This window comes from Salipiger mucosus DSM 16094 (genome assembly GCF_000442255.1).
Classification (GTDB): domain Bacteria; phylum Pseudomonadota; class Alphaproteobacteria; order Rhodobacterales; family Rhodobacteraceae; genus Salipiger; species Salipiger mucosus.
Genome location: NZ_KE557277.1, coordinates 88,836 through 110,170, shown reverse-complemented (window position 1 = coordinate 110,170; position 21,335 = coordinate 88,836). Strand labels below are relative to the sequence as shown.

The following is a 21,335-nucleotide window of genomic DNA, read 5'->3' as shown; positions in this document are numbered from 1 at the left end:
CCGGCGCCGCCACCGATATCACGTCAGCGGAAAGCCCAGCCGGTTCAGCACGGCCCGCATGTGCTCGCGCCCGGCAAGATAGGCCCGCGAGCCCAGCCGGGCGGCATGCCGCCCGGTCCAGCTGCCGACCGGTCGGCCCTGCGCCACCTCGTGGTCGCGGAATGTCCGGTCGTAACGCGCAAGCGCCTCGGCCTCGCCTTCGGTCGAGTAGCGCTCGCGGTGCAGCACCACGGCCTGCGGCAGCCGCGGCCGTACCCCGGTGGGCTGTCCCGTCTCGTAGCCAAGGCACAGGCCGAAGAGCGCCACCGCCCCCGGCGGCAGGTCCAGCAGGCCGGCGATGTGCTCGGGGTCGTTGCGCAGGTTGCCGACGTAGCAGGTCCCCAGCCCCTCGGCCTCGGCCGCGAGCGCGACGTTCTGCGCAAAGATCGCGCAGTCGTTGCAGGAGGCCAGGAAACTGTCGAGCATCGGTAGCGCGAAAAGATCCGCCCCCGTCGCCTCGCCCACGCGCGCGGCCCGCGACAGGTCGGCGACGAAACACAGCACCACCAGTGCCTGCGCCACGAAGGCCTGCCCGCTCGCGGCGCGCGACAGCGCAGTGCGCGTCGCGGGATCGCGCACGGCCACGACCGAAACCGTCTGCATGTTCGACGAGGTCGCCGCCGACTGGCCGGCAGCGATCAGCGTTTCGAGCAGACCCTCGGGCAGCTCCCGTTCCGCGTAGCTTCGGACCGACCGATGCCGCAGCATGACCGAGATCACCGGGTTTGGCGCCGCGGCCCCGGCGGGTGCCTCTCCGCCGTAACGCTCCGCCATCTCGCGCAGCACGGTGTCCTTCGCCTGCCCCCTCACAGCGCCGGCACCGCGGCGATGAGCTGGCGGGTGTAGTCCGTGCGCGGAGCCTCGAAGATATCGTTGACGCCGCCGACCTCCAAGAACTCGCCGTGATACATGACCGCCACGCGGTCGGCGAGCGTCCGGATCACGCCAAGGTCGTGCGAGATGACAACGAAGGTCAGGTCCTCCTTCTCGCGCAGATCCTTCAGCAGCTTCAGGATGCGCGCCTGAACCGAAACGTCCAGCGCCGAGGTCGGCTCGTCGAGCACCAGCACCTTCGGCGAGACCGCCAGCGCCCGCGCGATCGAGACCCGCTGCTTCTGACCGCCCGAGAGAGACACCGGCCGCCGGTGCAGGAAGTCCGCCGGCAGCGACACCTTGTCCAGCAGCTCCACCACGCGCTCGCGCCGTTTCGCGGCATCGGTCATGCCGTGCAGCCGCAGCGGCAGCCCGACAATGGTCTCGAGCGTCTGGCGCGGGTTCAGCGACGAGGCCGGGTCCTGGAAGACCATCTGGATCAGGTCGCGGTAGCGCAGACGGTCACGCGGGCCGACGATGTTCATGACCTCGCCGTCGAAGCGGATCTCGCCCTCGGTCGGCAACATCAGCCCGGTCAACATCTGCGCGATGGTCGACTTGCCCGATCCGCTTTCGCCGACGATGGCAAAGGTCTCGCCGCGCCTGACCTCGAACGAAACGCCCTTGACGGCCTCGGTCGCCTCGAAGCGCTTCCTCAGGTCCATGACCCTGATCTGCGGCCGGCCCGAGGGCGGCGGCGCAGGCAGGGTACGCACCGCGACGGCCTCGTCGACCCGCGGCACCGCCGCCACGAGGCCACGGGTGTAGGGATCGCGCGGCGCATCGAGGATGGCCCCGGTCGGTCCCTCCTCGACCACGCGGCCGCGGTACATCACGTGCGAGCGGCGGCACAGCCAGCGCGCGACGCCCAGGTCGTGGGTGATGTAGAGACCGGAAAGACCCTCGCGTTCCACGAGGTCCTGCATAAGCTCCACGGAGCGCTTCTGCACGGTCACGTCCAGCGCGGTCGTCGGCTCGTCGGCGATCAGCAGCGCGGGATTTCCCGACATCGCGAGCGCCAGCAGCACGCGCTGCCGCATGCCGCCGGAAAGCTGCACCGGGTAGCTGTCCAGCACGGTCGCCGTGTCGTTGATGCGCACCATGTCGAGCAGCTCCGCGGACCGCGCGCGCGCGCCGCCGCACCGAGGGCTGCCGCCGCATCCGCAGGTATCGCGCGAGGCTCTGGTCCGCCCAGTCCCAGACAAGCACGTCGGTCATTTGCGTCAGGATCCTGAACGATGGGTTGAGCGCCGCCATCGGGTCCTGCGGCACGTAGGCGATGTGCCGCTTGAGCCGCTCGCGCTGCGCCTGCCCGATCGACAGCAGGTCATGCCCGAGCAGGTGCGCCTCGCCCGAGATCACGCGCGCCGTCCGGCGCGGCAGCACGCCGAGAACGTATTTCGCCGTCACCGTCTTGCCCGATCCGCTTTCGCCCACCAGTCCCACGATCTCGCCGCGCGAGACGGTCAGGTTGATGTCGTGCAGCACCTGCTTGAGCCCGTCGGGAGTCTGGAACCCGAGGTTGAAGTCGCGCAGGCGCACGAGCGGCTCGATCCCGGGGGTCGTCTCGACGGGGGTGCCCTGCGGAACGGTCGCCTGGTCCATCATGGTCTCAGCCTCCTGCCTTTTCGGGAAGTTGCGGCCGCAGCAGCGGCCAGGGGTCGTTCATCTCGCCCACGGGCACGTCGATCACCGTCGGCAGGTCGCGGCGCATCGCCTCGCGCACGGCAAGGCCGACCTCCAGTTCGTCGCGGGCGCGGACGCCATGCGCACCGAAGCTCTGCGCCAGCGCGACGAAGTCGGGATTCTGCAGGTCGGTGGCGATGACACGTCCGCCGTTCACCGTCTTCTGCAGGCGCCGCACGTTGCCGTAGGCCCCGTCGCTGAAGACGATGGAGATCGCACCGATGCGGTGCTTCACCGCCGTCGCGAGTTCGGGCAGCGTGAACAGGAACCCGCCGTCCCCGTTGAGCGAGATCACCGGCCGATCCGGGCATCCGACCTTGGCCCCGAGCGCGGTGGCGAAGGCAAAGCCGAGCGTTCCCTGGTATCCCGGCGTGATGAGCGTGCCCGGCCGGAACGCGGGAAAGGCCGCGCAGGCGACATAGCCCACCTGCGTGTAGTCGGGCACGATGATGGCATCGTCCGGCAGCACCGCGCGGATCGCGCGCAGGTGCCGCATCTGGTCCGGCAGCCGGGTCTCGAAGGTCTTCATCCGCGCGTCACGCAGCCCGCGCAGTTCCTCGCGCCGGGCCGAGCGGCGCGGCCCCGTGCGCCCCACCGCCTCCAGCAGCCCGGCCACGGCAAGGGCGCTGTCCGCCACCATGCCGACATCGCCCGGAGCGGGATCGTGCAGGTGCGCCGGGTCGATGTCGATCTGCAGCACCTGCTGGCCGGGACGCCGCGGCCAGACCCCGACCGAGTGCCGCGCCCGGCTGCCCACGAGGATCACCAGATCGCTGCTGTCCCACAGTTGCGCGGCACCCCACAGACCGACGGACAGCAGGTCCCGGTCCTCCAGCACGCCCTTGGCGCGGCCCTCGGCGACCGTCGGGATCTCGAGCCGCTCGGCAAGCCGGCGCAGGCCGTCGGCGGCATGCACGGCGCCGCGCCCGACGAACATCAGCGGACGCCGGGTCGCCGTCAGCAGCCGGACCGCCCGTGCCATCGTCTCGGCCTAGGGCGCCTTGGGCCCGGACCTGCCCGGGACGGGCGGCGCCTCCGGGCAGGATGCCGCGAGCACGTCCGGCGGCAGCTCGACCACGGCGGGGCGGTCTCCCTTCGCCAGCGCCCGCCCGGCCGCGGCGATGGCCGGCGCCACCTCGTCCGGCGCCGTGGCCAGACCGTTCGACCTCGAGAGCCGCGCGAGGATCCCGCTCTGGTCCGGGATCTCGTGCAGCTCGCCGCGCGGCTGCCCGATCCTGTCGCTGCGCACCTGCCCCACGAGCCCCAGCACCGGGCTGCGGCAGGCAAAGGCCGTCGAGAGCGCCGCGGCGGCGTTCAGCATTCCCGGCCCCGGCACCACCGCGAAGGTCCCGGTGCGCCCGGTGGCCTCGGCATAGCCGAAGGCCATGTAGGCCACGCCCTGCTCGTGCCGGCTCTCGATCACGCGCAGGCCGTCCCCGGCATCGTGAAAGGCGTTGAACAGCGGGTCGAGCTGAACGCCCGGAAGGGCGAAGACCGTGTCGATGCCCTGCGCCCGGAGCGCCTCCACGGCGCGGTTGCCGCCGGTCTTCCGCTCGAGCGCCGTCGCGGCCGCGGTTGTCGTCATGTCCATGCTGATCCCTGCAGCTTCCGGTCCTGCGCGCCCGCCGCGGGCGGACGCGCCTTGCCGGGCCGGCGGCCCGGCGCTGTGATCAGGCCGCCTTGTCGGCGGCCACGCGGGCGAGCACGCCGTCGATGAGCTCGATCGCGCTGTCCAGGGTGTCGGCGGCGCGGTTGCGCTGGCGCACTGTCTGCGTCCACTGCAGCTTGAAATAGTCGCTGTCCGGCCCGGCCGCGGCCATCGCGGGCACCTCGAAGAGCCCCGGCAGCACCGTCTTGAGCGAGGACAGGCCATAGGTGTCCTGCTCCCAGCTTCCCGCCACGGTCCCCGTCATCGGCGTGAGGGTCCGGCTCAGCCGCATCATGGCCGCGTTGCACAGATGCGTCGTCTCCGGGTCGTTGGCATGCGCCGCGCCGTCCCGCAGGGAGACCAGCGCGTCGATCCGGCCGCCAAGGCGCCCCGCCCGCTCGGCAAGCCCGGCAAGATCGATACCCACGTCGTAGCCCGACAGGGCCTCGAGCCGCGCCGCGATGCGCTCGGCGGTCACGGCGTGGTTCATCGGCAGCACCGGACGCCGGGCAAGCTCGAAGGCCGCGCCGAGGTTCACGCGCGCGCCCCGCTCGAGGATCTCGGGATCGACCACCTCCATCGTGTCCTTGACCGAGTGATACCACCAGCCCAGCGTCGCGCCCCTCCAGAGCTCCTGCATCGCCTTGGGGTGCTGGTTGGCAAGGTACATCGACGGAATGCCGATGCCGAAAAAGGACTGGTCGCCCGTGCGGCTGAGCGGCCGCGGGTGCGCATCGTCGATGCCAAGCACCTCCTTCGCCATGTCGGCGGCGAAGTCGGACAGCTCCGGCGCCGCGTCGCAGCGCAGCTCGGTGGCGTCCACCATGCCCTGCGAGTCGATGTTCATCGTCGCCACGCAGTTGCTGCGCAGATCGTCCCAGAACCGGTCGACGAACCACGACGAGCCTTCCATGATCCCGCTCTCGTGCGCGGCCCAGAACGAGAACACGACCGAGCGGCGCAGCTTGTCGCGGTTCTCGTTCAGGATTCGCGCCATCTCGATCATCACCGCGTTGCCCGTGGCATTGTCGGTCGCGCCCTCGGCCCAGGCATCGTAGTGGCCGGCGACCAGCACGAAATTCTCGGCCTCCTCGGTGCCCTCGATGCGCGCGACCGGCTGCACGATCTTGCCCCAGCGGTTCTCGGTGTCGCAGTGGATGCGCACCTTGACCGGGCCCCTGGCCGCCAGCTCCGCCAGCCAGTTGCCGTCGGCCCGGCTGATGCCGATGGCCGGGATCTGCGGCATGGTGCCGACGGTCGCGGGCGTCGGGTTGCCCCAGACCGGCTTGCAGGTGCCCATCGGCACGGTGCCGTGCTCCGGCAGGCCCCAGTTCATCATGATCTGGCCGATCGCGCCCTTCTCGGTCGCGATGCGCACCTTCTCCGGGCGCGGCGGCGCGTAGGACAGCTCGGCAAGGGTGATCTTGCCCTCGGCCTCCACGCCCTCGTAGTCGTCGAGCCCGCCCGCGCCGACGAAGACGATATCGGCCTCCAGCCCGTCCGGCGGCGTCGGCTGCGCCTGCGCAAAGGCATTGGCCTCGATCACGCGATGCTCGGGCGAGAGCACCTCGAGCCGCGCGCTGTGCGGGAAACTGACGTAGCCGTCCAGCTCGTGCAGCGTGATCGGCACGCCGATCTCGTTGAACCGCTTTTCTATGTAGGACGCCGCCTTGCGCTCCATCTCCGAGCCAGCCAGCCGCATCGGGCATTCCTCGGCCAGGTAGCGGGTGTCTTCGACCAGCGTCTCGCGCGACACCGCGTTCAGGATTTTCTCGAGCATGTTCAGACCTTTTCGGGAATCGGTTCGGCGACGGGCCCGGATGTCCCGCCATAAGTTTCGGGCGCATGGGTGAGACCCATCGCAACCAGGCTCTGCGCCATGTTCAGGGCGGCGAGCGTGGGATCGATCACCGGACGCGGCGCATCGAGCGTGCCCGCCACCCCGAAGAGCGCCATGCAGCCCAGCACCACCGCGTCGGCCCCGTCGCGCTCGGCCGCGAGGGCGACAAGCTCGGCGATCTTCGCCCGGGTCGCCGGCAGGTCGTTGCGAAGCTCCAGCACGGGGGTCCCGAGCTCGAGCACGCTGGCAAGCTGGCCGCCAAGGCCATAGCCCTCGACCCGTAGGCGGTTCAGGCGCGGGTTGCCCTGCGGGATGATCCAGGAGAACCGGAACCCCAGGGTCGAGGCATAGTGAGCCGCCGCCTGCATCGGACCGACGACGGGAACGCAGACCGCCTCGCGGCCCGCGATCATGCCGGGATCGCCGGCGCACCAGGGGATGAAGGCGTCGATGTCCCCGCGCTGCGACAGCCGCGCGATGTGCCGCGCGATCTCGACGCTGGCCCAGTCGCGCTCGGTCTCGGACTCGATGGCGGCGGGGCCGTCATCGTTCCGGAAGCCCAGGATCTCGGTGTCGGGCCGGGCATGCGATTGCAGGAAGGCGCGACGCTGGTCCAGCGCCTCGGGGTTCATGCCGACGTTGGGAACGACGAAGGCGATCTTCATGCCCGGCCCTCCCCGTCCGCCGTGCCGCACCAGGCCAGCACGCTCTGCGCGAGGATGCGCACCGTTTCGGCGATGGACGCGATCGAGACCGCCTCGTCGGTGCCGTGCATGCGCCAGGCGCGCGGGCCGGTCACCACGGCGTCCATGCCGTAGTAGGCCGAGAACCGGCTGTCGATGCCCCCGGTCCCGCCGTTGATCGGCAGCGTCTCGCCGGCGACCCGCTCGGCCTCGGCCTTGACGATCTGCACGAAGGACGCCTCCGGGTCCTGCTCCCAGGGATCGGTCTGCCAGCCGAACCACTCGATCTCGGCCGGGTTCTCCTCCATCCAGGCGTCGCCCGCGCCGGCCTCGGCCACGGTGCGCGCCACCAGCGCGCGGATCTCCTCGAGGCTCTCTCCGGGGATGAAACCGATCCGGCAGTCGATCACCGCCTCGGCCGGCACCGAGGAGGGCCACTCGCCCGCGTGGCACATCCCGACGTTGAGATGACACGAGCGCGGCGATCCCTGCCCGATCAGCGGATGCCGCAGGCTTTCGCCGCGCTCCACGTCGAGCCGGCCCAGCGCCGAGACGATCGCGGCCATCTTGACCATCGCGTTGACGCCGTCGTGCGCATAGGCCGCATGCGCCTGCACGCCCCGCGTGCGCACCCGGAAATAGGCCACGCCGGGATGCGCCACCGTGATGCGCCGCGGGTGCGGCTCGGTCGCGATCATGGCATCGGCCCGGAAGCCCTGCTCGAGGCAGGACAGCGTGCCGCCGGCACCGCCCGCTTCCTCGTCGATGACCGCCTGCAGCATGACGTCGCCCGCCGGCCTGAGCCCGAGCCCCGCCAGCACCTTGAGCGCGTAGAGGTTCGCAACGACCCCGGCCTTCATGTCGCCGGCACCACGGCCATACATCAGGTCGCCCTCGATCTCGGCGCCCCAGGGGTCGCGGGTCCAGGCATCCAGCGCGCCGGGATCCACCACGTCGAGATGGCCGTTCAGGATCAGCGAGCGCCCCCCGCCCGTGCCCGCCTGCACGCCCACGTAGGAATAGCGGCCCTCGTAGCTCATCTGCGTGTCGACGAAGCCCGGATGCTCGCGCAGAGCGTCGATCATGGGCTCGACGCGCGTGATCTCGAGGTCCAGCCCCGCCTCCTGCCAAAGCTCCTTCATGCGCTCCATCGCCGCCGCCTCGTTCCCCACGATCGAGGGAATACGCACGAGCGACTGCAGGTCGGCCACGAGCGCAGGCATCTGCCGCTCGACCTCAACCGCGATGCGCCCCTCGAGGGTGCCTGTCTGGATGTTCATCTTGTCTCCTTTCAGGGTCCGGGACGGAGCGTCATTCTTCGGCGAAGAAATCGCGCAGGCCGTCGCCGATCATGTTGAGGCTCATCACGGTCAGGAAGATCGCGATGCCCGGGAAGAGCGAGGCCCACCACGCGTCGGGCAGGTAGTGGCGCCCGGTGGCCACCATCAGCCCCCACTCCGCGGTGGGCGGGTTGGCCCCGGCGCCCAGGAACGAGATCGCCGTGCCGGTCAGGATGACGATGCCCGCGTCGAGCGAGGCCGCGACCAGCAGCGAGGACGCCATGTTGGGCAGGATCTCGCGGAACATGACGTGCGCGTCGGAGGCCCCCATCGACTGCGCGGCGGTGACGAAGTTCTCCTGCTTGATCGACAGGGTCTGCCCGTGGGCGATCCGGCAGAAGACGCGCCACCACACGACGCTGAGCGCGATCACCACGTTCAGCAGGCTCGCACCCAGCACCACCGAGATGGCCAGCGCCAGCACCAGCGCGGGGATCGACGAGAAGACGTCGGTGATGCGCATGATGACGATCTCGGTCCATCCGCCGTAGTAGCCCGCCGCAAGACCCAGCGGCACGCCGACCGACGCGGCGATGGCGATGACCGATATCCCCATGACGAGCGACAGCTTGGCGCCGTGCATCACCCGTGTGAGCACGTCGCGCCCCGCCTCGTCGGTGCCCATGAGATAGGTCGCGGAAGGCGGCTGCAGCAGACGGTCGAAATGCACCTCGTCGGCCACGTCGCCCGGAAACGGCGAGAGCAGCGGCGCCAGCAGCGCGACCAGCAGGATCAGCGCGAAGATCGCCAGCCCGACCAGCGCCGCGCGATTCCGCGCAAAGCGGCGCATGGCGCGGCGCCGGGACGAGACCGCCGGAACGGCCGTGTCGTCGAAGCCGCCGAGGTCGGCGGAGTTGAGGTCGGTCATCGGGTTTCTCCCAGGCGGATGCGGGGATCGAGCACGCGGTAGAGCAGTTCGACGATCACGTTGACGACGACGACGAAGGAACAGACCACCATCGACACGCCGACGACGCCGTTGAAGTCGGAGGCGATGATCGCGTCGGCTCCGAAGCGCGCGATGCCGGGCCAGCTGAAGACCTTCTCGACCACGAAGTTCGCGCCAATCAGGATCGGAACGAGGAAGCCGATCACCGTCAGCGTCGACGAGAAGGCGTTCCGCAGCACGTACTTGTAGTTGATGAGCAGCGGATGCATGCCCAGCGCCTCGGCCAGCTCGGAATAGGGCTTGGCCCGTTCGTCGATCATGTTCGCCCGGATCATCCGGGTGATCGTGGCAAGCGGACCGGAGGCCAGCACGATGGCCGGCGCCATGATGTGGGCCAGCGCGTCGCGGAAGGCGGCGAAGTTGCCCGTGACAAGGCTGTCGAAGAGGTAGAGCCCGGTGATCTGCATCGGCGGCGGCCCGTCGAGCCGGCCGGTGATCGGCAGCAGGCTCAGCGTGAGGCCCAGGAAGAGCTGCAGCATGATGCCGATCCAGAAGTTCGGGATCGACACCCCGACCAGCGCCACCACGCGGCTCGCGTAGTCGATCGGCCCGTCGCGGTGCACCGCCGAGACGACGCCCAGCGGCACGCCGAGGATCACCGCCAGGAACAGCGAAAAGAGCACGAGCTCGAGCGTCGCCGGCAGGCGTTCGGCGATGATCTCGGCCACGTCGCGACGCTCGACCAGCGACATGCCCATGCGGCCCTCGAAGAGCCCGCCGACGAAGTCGAAGTATTGCATCACCAAGGACTGATCGAGCCCCATCTGGGCACGCAAGCGCTCGATCTGGTCCTCGCTCGCGCGCTCGCCGAGCGCCGCGGCAATCGGATCGCCGGGCAGCACGCGGGTCAGCACGAAGATGAAGATCGACACGCCGATGAGCACGACGAGCATCTGCGCCAGGCGTTTCAGGATCGGGATGGCCATGCGGCAGACCTCCGGTTGCGAGAGCCGAGAACGCCCCCGGCACGAGGCCGGGGGCCGGATGAGGCGCGCTGACAGGGAACGGCGCGCCCCGGGGAGGGCTCAGTGATTGGCCTGGTAGGTCTCCGACTCCGGGTCCATCGCCCAGTTCTCGAACCGCAGGTCGTAGAAGGCCGCGCCGCCGTTCTCCGGGTAGGAGGCGGTGATGTAGTCCCAGAACGAGGTCTGCCGCATGTCGGTGTGCGAGAAGATCGCGGGGCTTGCCTCGGCGATGATGCGGCTCGCCTCGCAGTAGTCCTGCCGCTGGACCTCGGGGTCGGTCGAGGCCAGCCCGTGGTTCACCAGGTCCGTGACCTCGGGATCCTCCCAGTAGATGCCGCCCGGCGGGAAGGCCCGGCCGTGACCGTCCGGCGTGTAGTAGGTCAGGAACACCGTCGGATCCGGCACCCGCGCGCTGTCGTAGACGACGACGAGGTCATAGGCGCTCTCGGGCGTCGTCGCGGCCTGCACGATGTCGGCCCAGCGCTGCGGCACCACCTCCGCCGGGATGCCGGCCTTCCTGAGGTTGGTGGACAGCAGCAGCGCGATGTTCTTGAACCGCTCCGAACCGGCGACCGCCGCGATCTCCAGCGGACGCTCTTCCAACTCTTCGGCGGTGTAGCCCGACTGGGCCACCAGCTCGCGCGCCGCGTCGAGGTCGAAGTCGTAGGTCGCGATGCCCTCGCACTCGCCCAGAACCTGCCCCGGAACCGGGCCCGCCAGCGGACCGCCGCCGCCCAGGATGTGCGTCGTCACCGTGTCGGTGTCGTAGGACAGCGCCACCGCCTTGCGGATGTCGACGTCGTCGAGCGGCGCACGCGAGGTGTTCATGACCACGTACCAGGCGGTCGCCGAGGGCTGCTTGACCCGGGTGAAGCCCGGCTCCTCGGCAAGCCGGTCCTGGATCGAGGCGGACAGGCCCCAGTCGGCGATGTCGATCTCGCCGGCGCGCAGCTTGCTCGCGATGGTCGCCATTTCCGGCGTGGTCGAGAAGTTCACCGTGGTCGGCGCGTTCTCGATGAACTCGGTCAGCGTGTAGTCCTCGAAGGCGCCCAGCGAAACGCTGTCGCTGGTGGGGAAGTCCGTGACCCTGTAGGGACCGGAGCCCGCGTCGTTGCCCCGCACGAAGGCCAGCCCGTAGTCGCCGTTCTCGCCGAAATCGCCGTCCTCGAGGTTCTCCATCACGAGATCCTTGTTGACGATGCGGAAGTTCAGCAGCGCCTTGAGGAAGGGCGAATAGGCCTCCTTGAGGGTGAAGGCGATGGTGCTCGCGTCGATCACCTCGGTCAGCGACGGATCGACGGCGGCGAAATAGCTGGCCGCCGGCGCGCCAAGCTCGATCATGCGCTCCATCGACCAGGCCACATCCTGCGCCTCGACCGTGGTGCCGTCGTGGAACAGCAGGTCGGGCTTGAGGGTGAAGGTATAGGTCAGCCCGTCGTCCGAGATTTCCCAGCTGTCGGCCATCCAGGGCTTCACGCTGCCCGCGCCGTCCGGGTAGACGAGCGTGTCGTAGACGTTGGTGGCGATGGTGGATTCCCAGTTGTTGGTGGCGAAGGCCGGATCGATGGTCGCGATCTCCATGACCACGCCCCAGTTTAGCTCGGTGCCCTCGGAGACCTGCGCCGCGGCAGGCATGGCAAGCGCCGCCACGCTGGCCACCAGCGCGGCACGCAGGCCGTGACGCAGGCCCGCGGGTCGATGATCTTTGCGTACGGTGTTCATTCGGTTACCTCTCGCTGTTGTGGCGACGCACGACCCTGTCAGGCGGGCGCGCACCCGTCCGTTGCGGTCCCGGCAGAGCGGGACGTCGGATTGATCTGTTCTGGAACCGGCGCCGTCAGTCGGGTGCGCCAGGCATTTTTCGCACCTCCATGCCACACCACGGAGCCGCTGTTCACAACGGCCGTTTTGGCACCATGCCGGTGACAGCCGGTCACCGGTTTGCAGGAAATGCACCAGTTGCCGCAGGCAGACGGCGCCCGCGCGCGGGACCTCGCGGCGCACGGCTCGGGGTCCGGCGGGCCGGGCTCGGGGATTTGCCTGCAAAACTTGCAGAAGATGCGCCGCGGGCCGGGGCGCGGTCCGCGCTCAGCCTTCGCGCGCGTCGCGCGTCTCGCTCCGGGGCATCAGCCCGTCGAGCCAGTCGCGCGCGAAGACCATGTGGGCCTCGTCCCAGTCGGCCTCCGAGGTGACCACGAAATAGGACCCGCTGCGGAAGTCGGTGCCGAACAGCTCGGCCAGGTTTCCCGACGCCAGATCCTGCGCGGCGATCACGTCGTTGGCCAGCGCCGCGCCCTGGCCGTAAAGGGCCGCCTCGAGCGCGAGATGCGTGTTGGGCATCAGCATGTAGCTCATCTCGGATCCGCGCCGCAGCCCGCAATGCGCGAACCAGGCATCCAACTCGCCGTCGAGCCGCGCCATGATGAGCGGCACGTCCACGAGCCCCGAAGGCGAGCCCAGCGTCAGCCAGCGCGGGTCGACGCGCGGGCTGACCACGGGAAAAAGCCGAGGACGGAACAGGTGCCGCGACCGCGTGCCCTCGACCGGCGGCGCCTCGTCGCCGAAATGGATCTCGACCCAATGGCCCGCGCCCTCGGGGTCGATCTCGCCGCGCGGCTGCGTGTGCAGGAGGATTTCCCAGTCAGGCAGGCGCCGCCGCAGGGCCGGCAGGTTCGGCAGCAGGACCCTGTGCGCGATCCCCGGCGGCGCGTAGATGGCAAGGTGCCCGTCCTCGGGCTGCACGAGATCCTGCGTCGCGGTCTCGATCAGCCCGAAAGCCTCCGAGATCCGGCGGTGATAGTCCTGTCCCCTCGGCGTCAGCACCAGCCCCCGCCCCTGCTTGCGCACGAGTTGCACCTGCAGGCGCTCCTCGAGGTTCTTCAGGTGTCGCGAGATCGAGGAGTGATCGACATGCATCCGCTCGCCCGCCTGCCGGATGCTGCCGGTTGCGCCGACATGAACGAAGGCGCGAAGGGCAACGAGCGAAGGAAGAAGAGGTGTCCTGGCCATGGCGTATCATCTTGGTTCTGACGGCTTTGGCGCGATGCTCGGCTTGCCGGCCGCGACCGGCAAGCGGCAAGGGCCGAAAGCACGCATTCGTGCGCGCGCTCCCGGCCGGGACGTCCGAAAAACAGGCGATGCCTACTGGCTTGCCGCCGCCTGGAAGGCGGCGTCCGTCAGCATGGCACGCATCAGCTCGGCCCTCGGCGCGATGGTCGAGACCAGGATGTGCTCGTCGATGGCATGCGCCCCGCGCCCCGAGCATCCCAGCCCGTCGAGCACGGGCTTGCCCATGGCCGCCGGGAAGTTCCCGTCCGAGCATCCCCCGCGCGCGGTCTCGGCCATGGGCTGGCCCAGCCGCGCGGCAAGATCCACCACCGCGCCGTAGAGCTTCGCGACCTGCGGCGAGCGCTCGAAGGGGGCGCGGTTGAGACCGCCCGTCACCTCGAGGCGCACGCCGGGATACTTCGCCGTGCGCGCGAGGGTGGCCGCGATCAGGCGGTCGGCGGTCTCCATGTCGACCGCCCGCATGTCGACCTCGATGCTGGCCTCCGGGGGCACCACGTTGGAATGGGTGCCTCCGCGGAACGTGCCCACGTTGAAGCTGGCCCGCGGCTCGGTCTCGTTCAGCGCCTCGATCTCCAGCGTGTGATGCGCCAGTTCGCGGACCGCGCTGGCGCCCTGCTCCCGGCTGCCGCCCGCGTGCGCGGATACGCCGTGCGCGACGAGCCTGAAGTCCGCCCGCCCCTTCCGCGCGGTGATGACCGTGCCCGGGGCCTCGAACGAGGGCTCCGGCACCATGACGAACGCCGCGTCCGCGCAGATCGCCTCGATCGTCTCGCGCGAGGCGGCACTGCCGGTCTCCTCGTCGCCGTTTAGGAACATCGTCACCGGACGCGGCAGCGCGGCGCCCTCCGCCGCGAGCTGGCGCAGCGTCTCGGTCGCAAGGTAGGAACCGGCCTTCATGTCGAAGATGCCCGGCCCGTAGAGCCGGTCGCCCTCCTGGCGCACCGGGCGGGCCGCCAGCGTGCCGACGGCCCAGACCGTGTCGACATGCCCCATCATCACCACCGGCGCGCCGCTCGCGCCCTCGGGCGCGTAGCGAAGGATCAGCATCCCGCCGTGCCCGTCGCGCGCCGGCAGACGCTCGCGCGTGACCGGCAGCCCTTCGAAATCGGCCTCCACCTTGTCGAGCAGGCGGTCGATCAGGTCGGGCCGCTCCGAGGGTGTCTCCATCTCGACCCACTCGACGATGCCCTGCCTGAGGCGTTCGGTCTCCGGCGCGGCGGGGCGCGTCGGGGTTGCGATGTCTTGTCCTGCCATCAGGTCGGTTCCTTTTCCTTGTGGTCTGCCGCCGTCGGCAGGTAGCCGTATTCGCGTGCCGCGAAGCTCTCCGAGATCACCCCGTCCGCCAGGTCGCGCGCCACCGCCTCGCGCGGCCGGCGCCGCGGATCGCCCCAGCCGCCGCCGCCCGCGAGACGGATCTCGACCACGTCGCCGCGCTGCAGGGTGACGCTGCTGGTCGCGCCCAGCGCCCGCGTCTCGCCGTCGCGCAGCAGCGTCAGCGAGGCACAGCCGCCATCGCTGCCGCCGGCAATCCCCCTGGGCGGCAGGGTGAAATGATCCGAGTAGAGGTTCAGCACCACGTCGTCCGCAAGGACCCGGTAGCGCCGCAGCACCCCCATGCCGCCGTTGAACTCGCCCGCGCCCCAGCCGTCCTCGACCAGCGCCGTGGCCTCGATGCGAACATGCGCGTTGAGCATCTCGATGCTCTCGCTGGGCGTCAGGCGGCAGGACGACAGCACGTAGTCCGTCGCGTGGATGCCCTCGTATCCCTTCGCCGCGCCCCAGCCGCCGCCCAGCACGTCGAGGTGGATGTCGTAGCCGCCCTCGGGCCGCGCCCGCGCGAGGTAGACCCCCGTCGTCGCGTTCATGCCCTGCGCCGGCGCCCGGTCCGGCAGCGCCGGGGCAAGCGCCTGGTGCACCGCGTCGAGCACCCGCCCCGAGGCCGTGCCGCGCGCCCGCACCGGGGCGCCCGGTCGCGGGTTGAGCAGGCTGCCCTCCGGAAAGATCAGCGTGACCGGCCGGTTGCAGCCGTCGTTGGCCGGCATGCCCGTGTCGCCCAGAAGGCTGCGCAGCGCGGTGAGCGCACCCGCCATGCTGCAGGCGAAGGGCGCGTTGAACATGCTCCTGACCTGCGCGGCGGTGCCGGTGAAATCCAGCTCCGCCTCGTCGCCCCGGACCGTCACGCGCACCCGGACGGGCACCGGAACATCCGGCGTGACGCCGTCGCTGTCCATGAAGGCCTCGCCCTCCCAGCTGCCGTCGGGCAGCGCCGCGATGGCCGCGCGCATCCGGCGTTCCGAGTAGTCCATGACCTCGGTCATGGCCGCGCGCACCGTGTCGGCCCCGTGCCGCGCGACCATCTCGAGCACGCGGCGCGAGCCCGTCAGGTTCGCCGCGAACTGGGCGTCGAGATCGCCGCGCCCGATCTCCGGCGTGCGGATGTTGGCAAAGAAGAAGCGCTCGACCATCCCGCCGAACCAGTCGCGCTGCTTCGACAGGCGCAGCGGCGGAATGACGATGCCCTCCTGCAGCAGCTCGGTCGCGGTGGTGTTCACACCGACCGAGCCGCCGCCGATGTCGAGGTGATGCGCCGTGCTGCCGGCCCAGCCGATCAGCGCGCCCTCGTGCAGGATCGGCGTGAAGACGATGAGATCGTTGAGATGCTGCCCGCCGGAATAGGGATCGTTCAGCAGGATGAAATCGTCCTCGGTCACCCCCGAGAGATCGAGTTGCTCGGCCGCGCAGCGGAAGCTCTCGCTGAGGCCCGCCGTCTGCATCGGGATCATGTCCGCCTGCGCCACCACCCGGCCCTCGGCATCGAGCAGCGCGGTCGAGCAGTCGCGCGCCTCGCGCACCACGGCGGAAAAGGCCGACCGGATGAGGTTCGCGGCCATCTCGTCGGCGGCCGATTGCAGGCCGCGCGCGAGAATGACCAGTTGCGTGTCCATGTCGCTCATGTCGCCGTCTCCGTCTCGCGTGTCATGATGATGTCGCCGGTCGGAGCGCACCGCGCGCTCCAGCCGCGGGGCACGACCACCGTCGAGGTCGGCTCCTCGATCACCGCCGGGCCCGCCTGCGCCTCGCCCGGCATGAGCCCGCAGCGGGGCCGGAACACCGTGGGCCCGCGCTGCCCGCCGATGGTGGCGTCGCGCGTCTCGGGCGTGGGGCCCGACCCGTCGGGCAGCGGCGTCTCGATCGCGACCTCGGAGGCGCGGCTCAGCCTCAGCCGGTAGCCCGTGACCTCGACCTTCAGCGCATCGCGGGCATAGCCGTAACGCGCCCGGTGCTCCTCCTCGAACAGGCCGCGCAGGCTCGCCGCATCCAGTGCGACGGGCGCGTCGCCGGGCGCGTTGGTCCAGACCGTCAGCTCGAAGGCCTGCCCGGCATAGCGCATGTCCAGCCCGACCCGCAGCGCGGCGTCTTCGAGCCCTGCGGCGGCGGCCTCCTCCGCGGCGCGGCGCTCCAGCGCGGCCAGCCGCGACGCGTCGAGCGTGCCCTCCCCCAGCGGCTGGATGGCGCTCTCGGTGACGTCGATCACGGTATCGGCCACGAGCAGGCCAAAGGCACTGGCCAGGCCGGGCGACCACGGCACCAGCACCGTGCCGATGCCCAGCTCGTCGGCCACCATCGCGGCGTGCACCGGCCCTCCGCCGCCGAAGGCCACCAGCGCGAAGCGCGCCGCGTCGAGCCCCCGCTCGGTCGAGACCAGCCGCACGGCCGATGCCATGTTGGCATTGACGATCCGCAGGATCGCGTCCGCCGTCTGCTGCGGGGTGCCGCCCTGCCCCAGCCCCGCGATCGCCGTTTCGGCCAGGTCGGGCCGCAGCGCCATCTTGCCGCCGAAGAACCGCTCCGGCCTGAGCAGCCCGGCAACGACCTGCGCGTCGGTCGCCGTGGGCGCGGCGCCGCCGCGACCGTAGCAGGCGGGACCGGGATCGGCGCCGGCGCTCTGCGGTCCGACGGCCAGGAAGCCGCCCGCGTCGATCGCCGCGATCGACCCGCCGCCCGCGCCGATGGTCGCCATGTCCAGCGCCGCCGTGCGCACCGGCAGGCCGTCGACCACCAGCTCGGGCACGGTGGCCAGCACCCGGCCCTCGGCCAGCGCCACGTCCGTGCTCGTGCCGCCCATGTCCAGCGTCACGAGATCCGAGATCCCGTTGCGCCGCGCGAACCACATCGCCGCCGAGATGCCGGCCGCCGGTCCCGACAACAGCATGCGGACCGCGTTCGGCCCCGCCTGCGCCGCCGGCATGGTGCCGCCGTTCGACTGCATCACCTGCAGCACGCCGCCATAGCCGCGCGTCGCGAGCCCTTCGTCGAGCCGCGCGATATAGCGCTCGACCACCGGGCCGACGAAGGCATTGACCGCCGTGGTCACGCTGCGCTCGTACTCGCGGAACTCGGGCGAGACCTCGTGGCTGGCAGAGACCGGCAGCCCCGGCGCGAGCTCGCGCACGATCTCGACCAGGCGTTTCTCGTGCGCGGGATTGCGGTAGGCATGCAGCAGGCTGATCGCGATGCCCTCGACACCCTGCGCGAGAAAGGCCGCGATCTGCGCGCGGGCCTGCGCCTCGTCGAGCGGCGCGATCACCTCGCCCTCCGGTCCGAGGCGTTCGGTGACCTCGCGCAGCATGGCGCGCCGGATCGGCGGCTCGGGCCGGCGATACTGCATGTCGTAGATCGAGTGGTTCCGGTCGGCCCGCCCCAGGATCAGCACGTCGCGGAAACCCGTGGTCGTCAGGACGCCCACCTGCGCCCCGCGCCGCGTGATCAGCGCATTGGTCGCCACGGTGGATCCGTGGGTGACCCGCGCCACCTCCTCGACCGGAACGCCAGCGGCATCGATCACCTCGAGCACCGCCTTCTGCACCTCGCTCGGCGTCGAGGGCGTCTTGCCGGTGCGGACCGCTCCCGCGTGGTCGATCCACACCAGGTCGGTGAAGGTGCCCCCCACCTCCACGCCCACGAGGGTCCGCGTCGTTGCGGCGATCGTTCCGTCCATCTGCTGCCTCTCGGATGTCCTGCCCCGCTGCGATGCGGGCCGGTCCAAGAAGACGGCGAAGTCCCGGTGCAATCAAATGCCTTCATGGCACCGCATCCGTGACCGCAGATCACCGCGGACTAGGGCGCTGCCGGCATGTCCCCTCTCTTCTCTCCTGCCTGCCGCGCCGGCGTGCCCAGCGTCTCGTTCAGCCACCCGTGCAGCGCGCGCACCGGTGCGCTCCCGGCCCAGCGGTCCGGCACCGCGAGGCGGTAACCCTCGATCCGCGTATCCGTCCGCAGGATCTCGCGCAGGTCACCCGAGGCGAAATCCGCCCGCACCAGCATCTCGTTGGCCAGCGCGATGCCCTGCCCGAAACGGGCGGCTTCCAGGGCAAGGTGCGTGTTCGGCATCTGCAGGCCCGAGCGCGGGATCTCGGCCCGGCTGCCGAGCTCGCCCAGCCAGATCTCCCACAGGCCCGCCGCGTTCTGCGCGTTGATGATCGGGAAGGCCATGAGGTCCTCGGCGCTCTCGACCGCGAACCAGCGCGGATCGGCGCCCGGGTTGGCCACCGGGAAGAACCTCGGCGCCGCGAGGACATGGTCGCGGTAGCCCGAGGCATGGCGCGGCTCGACCCCGAAGTAGATCTCGACGAAGCAGTTCTCCGGCTCCGTCTCCAGCTGCTCGTTCGCCGTGTGGATCATCACGTCGACTTCGCTCAGCCGCGCCGAGAGCGCGGGCAGCGCGGGCAGCAGCAGGCGATGCGCGATGCCCGGCTGGGCATGGATCTCGAAGACCGGCCGCCGGTTCCCGGCCACCTCCTCGGTGGCGGTCCGGATGTCGTTGAAGGCGGCGCGCAGCCGCGCGTGGTATCGCGCCCCGGCCTCTGTCAGCTCCTGCCGGCGCCCCCGCTGCTCGACGAGAGCGACCCCCAGCGCCTGCTCGACCCGGCGCAGGTGCCGCGAGACGGCGGCGTGATCGACGCCCATGGCCTGCGCCGCGCCCCGGATGCTGCCCGCCTCGCCCACCGCCACGAAGGCGCGCAGCGCGGCAAGCGACGGCTGGTCGCTCACCGTCCCGCCACGTCCTGCGCGGCCCAGTGCCGCGCGACCTGGTCGCCGGTGGCGATCCAGGCGTCGCCCGAGGCCTCGATGTGCTCGATCATCCGGTGCAGCAGCGCCAGCCGCGCCGGGCGCCCGATGAACTGCGGGTGCATCACGAGGTTGAACAGGCCCCCCATCTCGCGGATCGCGTCGAATTCGTCGCGCCACAGCGTGAAGACCTCGTCGTTGTTGCGGATCGCCCGCGGCGACTGGATCGCGAACATCATGTGCGGGGCATCGTCGCTGGACCAGTGCCACGGCAGCTCGACCGGGCCCGGCGCGCCGTCCTCAAGCACGTGCCGGTAGGGCTCGATATCGGTCATGAGCGAGGAATCGTAGAGCAGCCCGTAGCGCTCGATCATGGTGATGAGGTTCGGCGAGGTCTCGCCCGCCGGCGAGCGGTAGCCCGTGGGCACGATCCCGGCCACCCGGTCGAGCGCCTCGAGCCCCTTCTCGAAGGCCTCGCGCTCGGCCTCGGGCTGCGAGGGGTCGATCCACTCGTGCAGGTAGCCGTGATGCCCGATCTCGTGCCCGGCCTCGAGGATCGCGTGAATCCGGTCGGGATAGGTCTCGGCCGTCCAGCCGGGCACGTAGAACGTGGCCGGCAGACCGTGCGATTTCAGCACCTTGAGGATCTCCGGCACCCCGCGACGGGCGCCGTAGATCCCCTGGCTCAGAACCCCCGGCTTTCGGGCATTCGCCGGATCGCGCGAAAGCCAGAGCGTTTCGGCGTCGAAATCGAAGGTGAGCATGACGGCGCAGCGCGCCCCGTTTGGCCAGAGCATGGGCAAGTCTTCCTGAAATCCGCTTCGCTGTCCGGATTAGGCGGCACCGGGAAGCCGGTCCATTCACGAGCCGGCGACGGCAGGCGAAAACGGCGAAGACATGGCACCCGGCGGTGCCGCCTGCGCGAAGTTTGAGCAAAATCCGCGGGATCGGGCATCGGCCGTGCGGGCGAAGGGGCGGAATGGCTCTCCGGACGCGCGCCGCGATCGGGGCCGTCGCCGAGCGACTGGCGGGTGAGCTGGTGGGCTGTCGGGGCGCCGGGTTCCGAAACGACGCCGTATCAACGCCTTGCGGATCGGGAATGGTGCGGGTGAAGGGACTTGAACCCCCATGCCTTGCGGCGCCGGAACCTAAATCCGGTGCGTCTACCAATTCCGCCACACCCGCGTCGGAGCGGATACCTAGCAAAGCCCCGCCGCCAAGGCGAGCAAAAAACATCGCACCGGACGGGGCGGAATTTACCGGATGTTGGGCGATCCCGGTGCAGGTGTGGCCCGAGCTGGCCCAAGGGGGACGCACGGCATGCACTCGAACAGCAACCGGCCCGATGACGGTACCCGCCCCGCGCATCTCGCGGGGGCCGGCCTGCGGCTGAACGCCCTCCTCGCGGGCACCAGCGTGCTGACGCTGGATGGCGCGCTGCCGGTGGAATTCCTCGCACCCGGCGACCGGATCGTCACCCGCGACCGCGGCGCCATGCGGCTGGCCGCGCTGCGCCATCACCGCGCGCGGCTGCGCATGGTCTCGGTGGCGGCGGGCGGTCTCGGGCGGCGGCGGCCCGAGGCGCGGGTGGTCCTGCCGCCGACACAACAGGTGCTGCTGCGCGACGGGCGGGCGCGCGCGCTCTTCGGCACCGCCCCGGCGCTGGTCCGGGCCGGTCACCTCGCCGCTGGAGACGGCCTGCACCTCACGGAGCCGCGCGAGGCCGACCTCGTCGAGCTTGTCTTCGACCGGCCCCACATCCTCTATGCCGAGGGGCTCGAACTGGCCTCCTCCGCGATGGCGACACAGGCCTGAGGCAGCGCCCGGGAATTTTCGGACGAAAATTCCTCGCACCCTACCCCGCGAGGGCGCGAAAGACCGCCGGAAGCTGCTCGGGCAGATCCTCGGCGATCAGCCCGGGGCCTGCCTCACGCGCGGCCTCCACGTGCAGCCAGGCCGACGCCGCCGCCATCTCGTGCAGGTCTGCACTGGCCGCCGGCGCGGCCAGCCCCGCGATGAGACCCGCCAGCACGTCCCCGGCCCCCGCCGTGGCCAGCCAAGGCACCGCGCGCCCGTATGCCGCCGCGTGGAGCGAGGCCGTGCCGTCCGGCCCGGCGATGACCGTGTCCGCCCCCTTGAGCAGCACCTGGCAGCCCGCGCGCAGATCGCGGCCT

General features: G+C 70.7%; 18 protein-coding genes, 1 tRNA gene and 1 pseudogene. 1 reads left to right on the top strand and 19 read right to left on the bottom strand.

Annotated features, from left to right (window positions below; genetic code table 11):
• Positions 1-18: 18 nt before the first annotated feature.
• The 18 genes and pseudogenes from SALMUC_RS14460 to SALMUC_RS14385 all read right to left on the bottom strand — a co-directional run bounded on the left by SALMUC_RS14460 (position 19) and on the right by SALMUC_RS14385 (position 20,346).
• Positions 19-849 carry an NADPH-dependent oxidoreductase gene (locus SALMUC_RS14460; RefSeq protein WP_198014598.1) on the bottom strand — a complete coding sequence of 277 codons (831 nt, stop codon included), beginning with the start codon at positions 847-849 and terminating at the stop codon, positions 19-21.
• Positions 846-2,117 carry an ATP-binding cassette domain-containing protein gene (locus SALMUC_RS14455; RefSeq protein ID WP_281168854.1) on the bottom strand — a complete coding sequence of 424 codons (1,272 nt, stop codon included), beginning with the start codon at positions 2,115-2,117 and terminating at the stop codon, positions 846-848. The genes SALMUC_RS14460 and SALMUC_RS14455 overlap by 4 nt, the downstream gene beginning before the upstream one ends.
• Positions 2,071-2,517 (bottom strand): annotated as a pseudogene (locus SALMUC_RS31840) (ATP-binding cassette domain-containing protein); the annotation flags it as partial. The pseudogene SALMUC_RS31840 and the gene SALMUC_RS14455, both read right to left, overlap by 47 nt.
• Positions 2,518-2,524: 7 nt before the next feature.
• Positions 2,525-3,580: a thiamine pyrophosphate-dependent enzyme gene (locus SALMUC_RS14450; RefSeq protein WP_020038804.1), complete on the bottom strand. Its 1,056-nt coding sequence runs from the start codon at positions 3,578-3,580 to the stop codon at positions 2,525-2,527.
• 9 nt (positions 3,581-3,589) lie between these two features.
• The gene (locus SALMUC_RS28285) at positions 3,590-4,183 is read right to left on the bottom strand and encodes a thiamine pyrophosphate-binding protein (RefSeq protein WP_198014596.1); all 594 of its coding nucleotides are present in this window, start codon (positions 4,181-4,183) and stop codon (positions 3,590-3,592) included.
• Positions 4,184-4,268: 85 nt separating this feature from the next.
• The gene (locus tag SALMUC_RS14445) at positions 4,269-6,026 is read right to left on the bottom strand and encodes a M20/M25/M40 family metallo-hydrolase (protein WP_020038806.1); all 1,758 of its coding nucleotides are present in this window, start codon (positions 6,024-6,026) and stop codon (positions 4,269-4,271) included.
• Positions 6,027-6,028: 2 nt separating this feature from the next.
• On the bottom strand, positions 6,029-6,751 hold the full coding sequence (locus tag SALMUC_RS14440) for an aspartate/glutamate racemase family protein (protein WP_020038807.1): 723 nt from the start codon (positions 6,749-6,751) through the stop codon (positions 6,029-6,031).
• Complete coding sequence (locus tag SALMUC_RS14435; RefSeq protein WP_020038808.1) at positions 6,748-8,049, bottom strand: ArgE/DapE family deacylase; 1,302 nt, start codon at positions 8,047-8,049, stop codon at positions 6,748-6,750. The genes SALMUC_RS14440 and SALMUC_RS14435 overlap by 4 nt, the downstream gene beginning before the upstream one ends.
• A gap of 31 nt (positions 8,050-8,080) precedes the next feature.
• Positions 8,081-8,977, bottom strand: coding sequence for an ABC transporter permease (locus SALMUC_RS14430; protein WP_020038809.1), 897 nt, complete (start codon positions 8,975-8,977; stop codon positions 8,081-8,083).
• On the bottom strand, positions 8,974-9,984 hold the full coding sequence (locus tag SALMUC_RS14425; protein WP_020038810.1) for an ABC transporter permease: 1,011 nt from the start codon (positions 9,982-9,984) through the stop codon (positions 8,974-8,976). Before SALMUC_RS14425 ends, SALMUC_RS14430 begins: the two co-directional genes overlap by 4 nt.
• A 99-nt stretch (positions 9,985-10,083) precedes the next feature.
• Complete coding sequence (locus SALMUC_RS14420; RefSeq protein ID WP_020038811.1) at positions 10,084-11,745, bottom strand: ABC transporter substrate-binding protein; 1,662 nt, start codon at positions 11,743-11,745, stop codon at positions 10,084-10,086.
• Positions 11,746-12,111: 366 nt separating this feature from the next.
• Positions 12,112-13,032 (bottom strand): LysR family transcriptional regulator, encoded by a 921-nt coding sequence (locus SALMUC_RS14415; RefSeq protein ID WP_020038812.1) that lies wholly within the window; start codon positions 13,030-13,032, stop codon positions 12,112-12,114.
• 132 nt (positions 13,033-13,164) lie between these two features.
• Complete coding sequence (locus SALMUC_RS14410) at positions 13,165-14,346, bottom strand: M20 family metallopeptidase (RefSeq protein WP_020038813.1); 1,182 nt, start codon at positions 14,344-14,346, stop codon at positions 13,165-13,167.
• Positions 14,346-16,046 carry a hydantoinase B/oxoprolinase family protein gene (locus SALMUC_RS14405; protein ID WP_020038814.1) on the bottom strand — a complete coding sequence of 567 codons (1,701 nt, stop codon included), beginning with the start codon at positions 16,044-16,046 and terminating at the stop codon, positions 14,346-14,348. The genes SALMUC_RS14410 and SALMUC_RS14405 overlap by 1 nt, the downstream gene beginning before the upstream one ends.
• On the bottom strand, positions 16,043-18,091 hold the full coding sequence (locus SALMUC_RS14400) for a hydantoinase/oxoprolinase family protein (RefSeq protein WP_020038815.1): 2,049 nt from the start codon (positions 18,089-18,091) through the stop codon (positions 16,043-16,045). The genes SALMUC_RS14405 and SALMUC_RS14400 overlap by 4 nt, the downstream gene beginning before the upstream one ends.
• A gap of 119 nt (positions 18,092-18,210) precedes the next feature.
• Positions 18,211-19,143 carry a LysR family transcriptional regulator gene (locus SALMUC_RS14395; RefSeq protein WP_020038816.1) on the bottom strand — a complete coding sequence of 311 codons (933 nt, stop codon included), beginning with the start codon at positions 19,141-19,143 and terminating at the stop codon, positions 18,211-18,213.
• Positions 19,140-19,958 (bottom strand): polysaccharide deacetylase family protein, encoded by an 819-nt coding sequence (locus tag SALMUC_RS14390; RefSeq protein ID WP_020038817.1) that lies wholly within the window; start codon positions 19,956-19,958, stop codon positions 19,140-19,142. Before SALMUC_RS14390 ends, SALMUC_RS14395 begins: the two co-directional genes overlap by 4 nt.
• 303 nt (positions 19,959-20,261) lie before the next feature.
• Positions 20,262-20,346, bottom strand: a tRNA-Leu gene (locus SALMUC_RS14385).
• Positions 20,347-20,481: 135 nt separating this feature from the next.
• On the opposite strand from SALMUC_RS14385, the gene SALMUC_RS14380 reads away from it, so the two are divergent.
• On the top strand, positions 20,482-20,976 hold the full coding sequence (locus SALMUC_RS14380) for a Hint domain-containing protein (protein ID WP_020038818.1): 495 nt from the start codon (positions 20,482-20,484) through the stop codon (positions 20,974-20,976).
• 40 nt (positions 20,977-21,016) lie between these two features.
• On the opposite strand, the gene SALMUC_RS14375 is transcribed toward SALMUC_RS14380, so the two are convergent.
• The coding region (locus SALMUC_RS14375) for an NAD(P)H-hydrate dehydratase (protein ID WP_281168853.1) at positions 21,017-21,335 on the bottom strand (319 nt) is incomplete at its 5' end.

Bases quoted from the DNA above. Each gene is read 5' to 3' on its own strand.
- SALMUC_RS14450 (WP_020038804.1), bottom strand. From the start codon at position 3,580: ATGGCACGGGCGGTCCGGCTGCTGACGGCGACCCGGCGTCCGCTGATG.
- SALMUC_RS28285 (WP_198014596.1), bottom strand. From the start codon at position 4,183: ATGACGACAACCGCGGCCGCGACGGCGCTCGAGCGGAAGACCGGCGGC.
- SALMUC_RS14445 (WP_020038806.1), bottom strand. From the start codon at position 6,026: ATGCTCGAGAAAATCCTGAACGCGGTGTCGCGCGAGACGCTGGTCGAA.
- SALMUC_RS14440 (WP_020038807.1), bottom strand. From the start codon at position 6,751: ATGAAGATCGCCTTCGTCGTTCCCAACGTCGGCATGAACCCCGAGGCG.
- SALMUC_RS14435 (WP_020038808.1), bottom strand. From the start codon at position 8,049: ATGAACATCCAGACAGGCACCCTCGAGGGGCGCATCGCGGTTGAGGTC.
- SALMUC_RS14430 (WP_020038809.1), bottom strand. From the start codon at position 8,977: ATGACCGACCTCAACTCCGCCGACCTCGGCGGCTTCGACGACACGGCC.
- SALMUC_RS14425 (WP_020038810.1), bottom strand. From the start codon at position 9,984: ATGGCCATCCCGATCCTGAAACGCCTGGCGCAGATGCTCGTCGTGCTC.
- SALMUC_RS14420 (WP_020038811.1), bottom strand. From the start codon at position 11,745: ATGAACACCGTACGCAAAGATCATCGACCCGCGGGCCTGCGTCACGGC.
- SALMUC_RS14415 (WP_020038812.1), bottom strand. From the start codon at position 13,032: ATGGCCAGGACACCTCTTCTTCCTTCGCTCGTTGCCCTTCGCGCCTTC.
- SALMUC_RS14410 (WP_020038813.1), bottom strand. From the start codon at position 14,346: ATGGCAGGACAAGACATCGCAACCCCGACGCGCCCCGCCGCGCCGGAG.
- SALMUC_RS14405 (WP_020038814.1), bottom strand. From the start codon at position 16,046: ATGAGCGACATGGACACGCAACTGGTCATTCTCGCGCGCGGCCTGCAA.
- SALMUC_RS14400 (WP_020038815.1), bottom strand. From the start codon at position 18,091: ATGGACGGAACGATCGCCGCAACGACGCGGACCCTCGTGGGCGTGGAG.
- SALMUC_RS14390 (WP_020038817.1), bottom strand. From the start codon at position 19,958: ATGCTCTGGCCAAACGGGGCGCGCTGCGCCGTCATGCTCACCTTCGAT.
- SALMUC_RS14380 (WP_020038818.1), top strand. From the start codon at position 20,482: ATGCACTCGAACAGCAACCGGCCCGATGACGGTACCCGCCCCGCGCAT.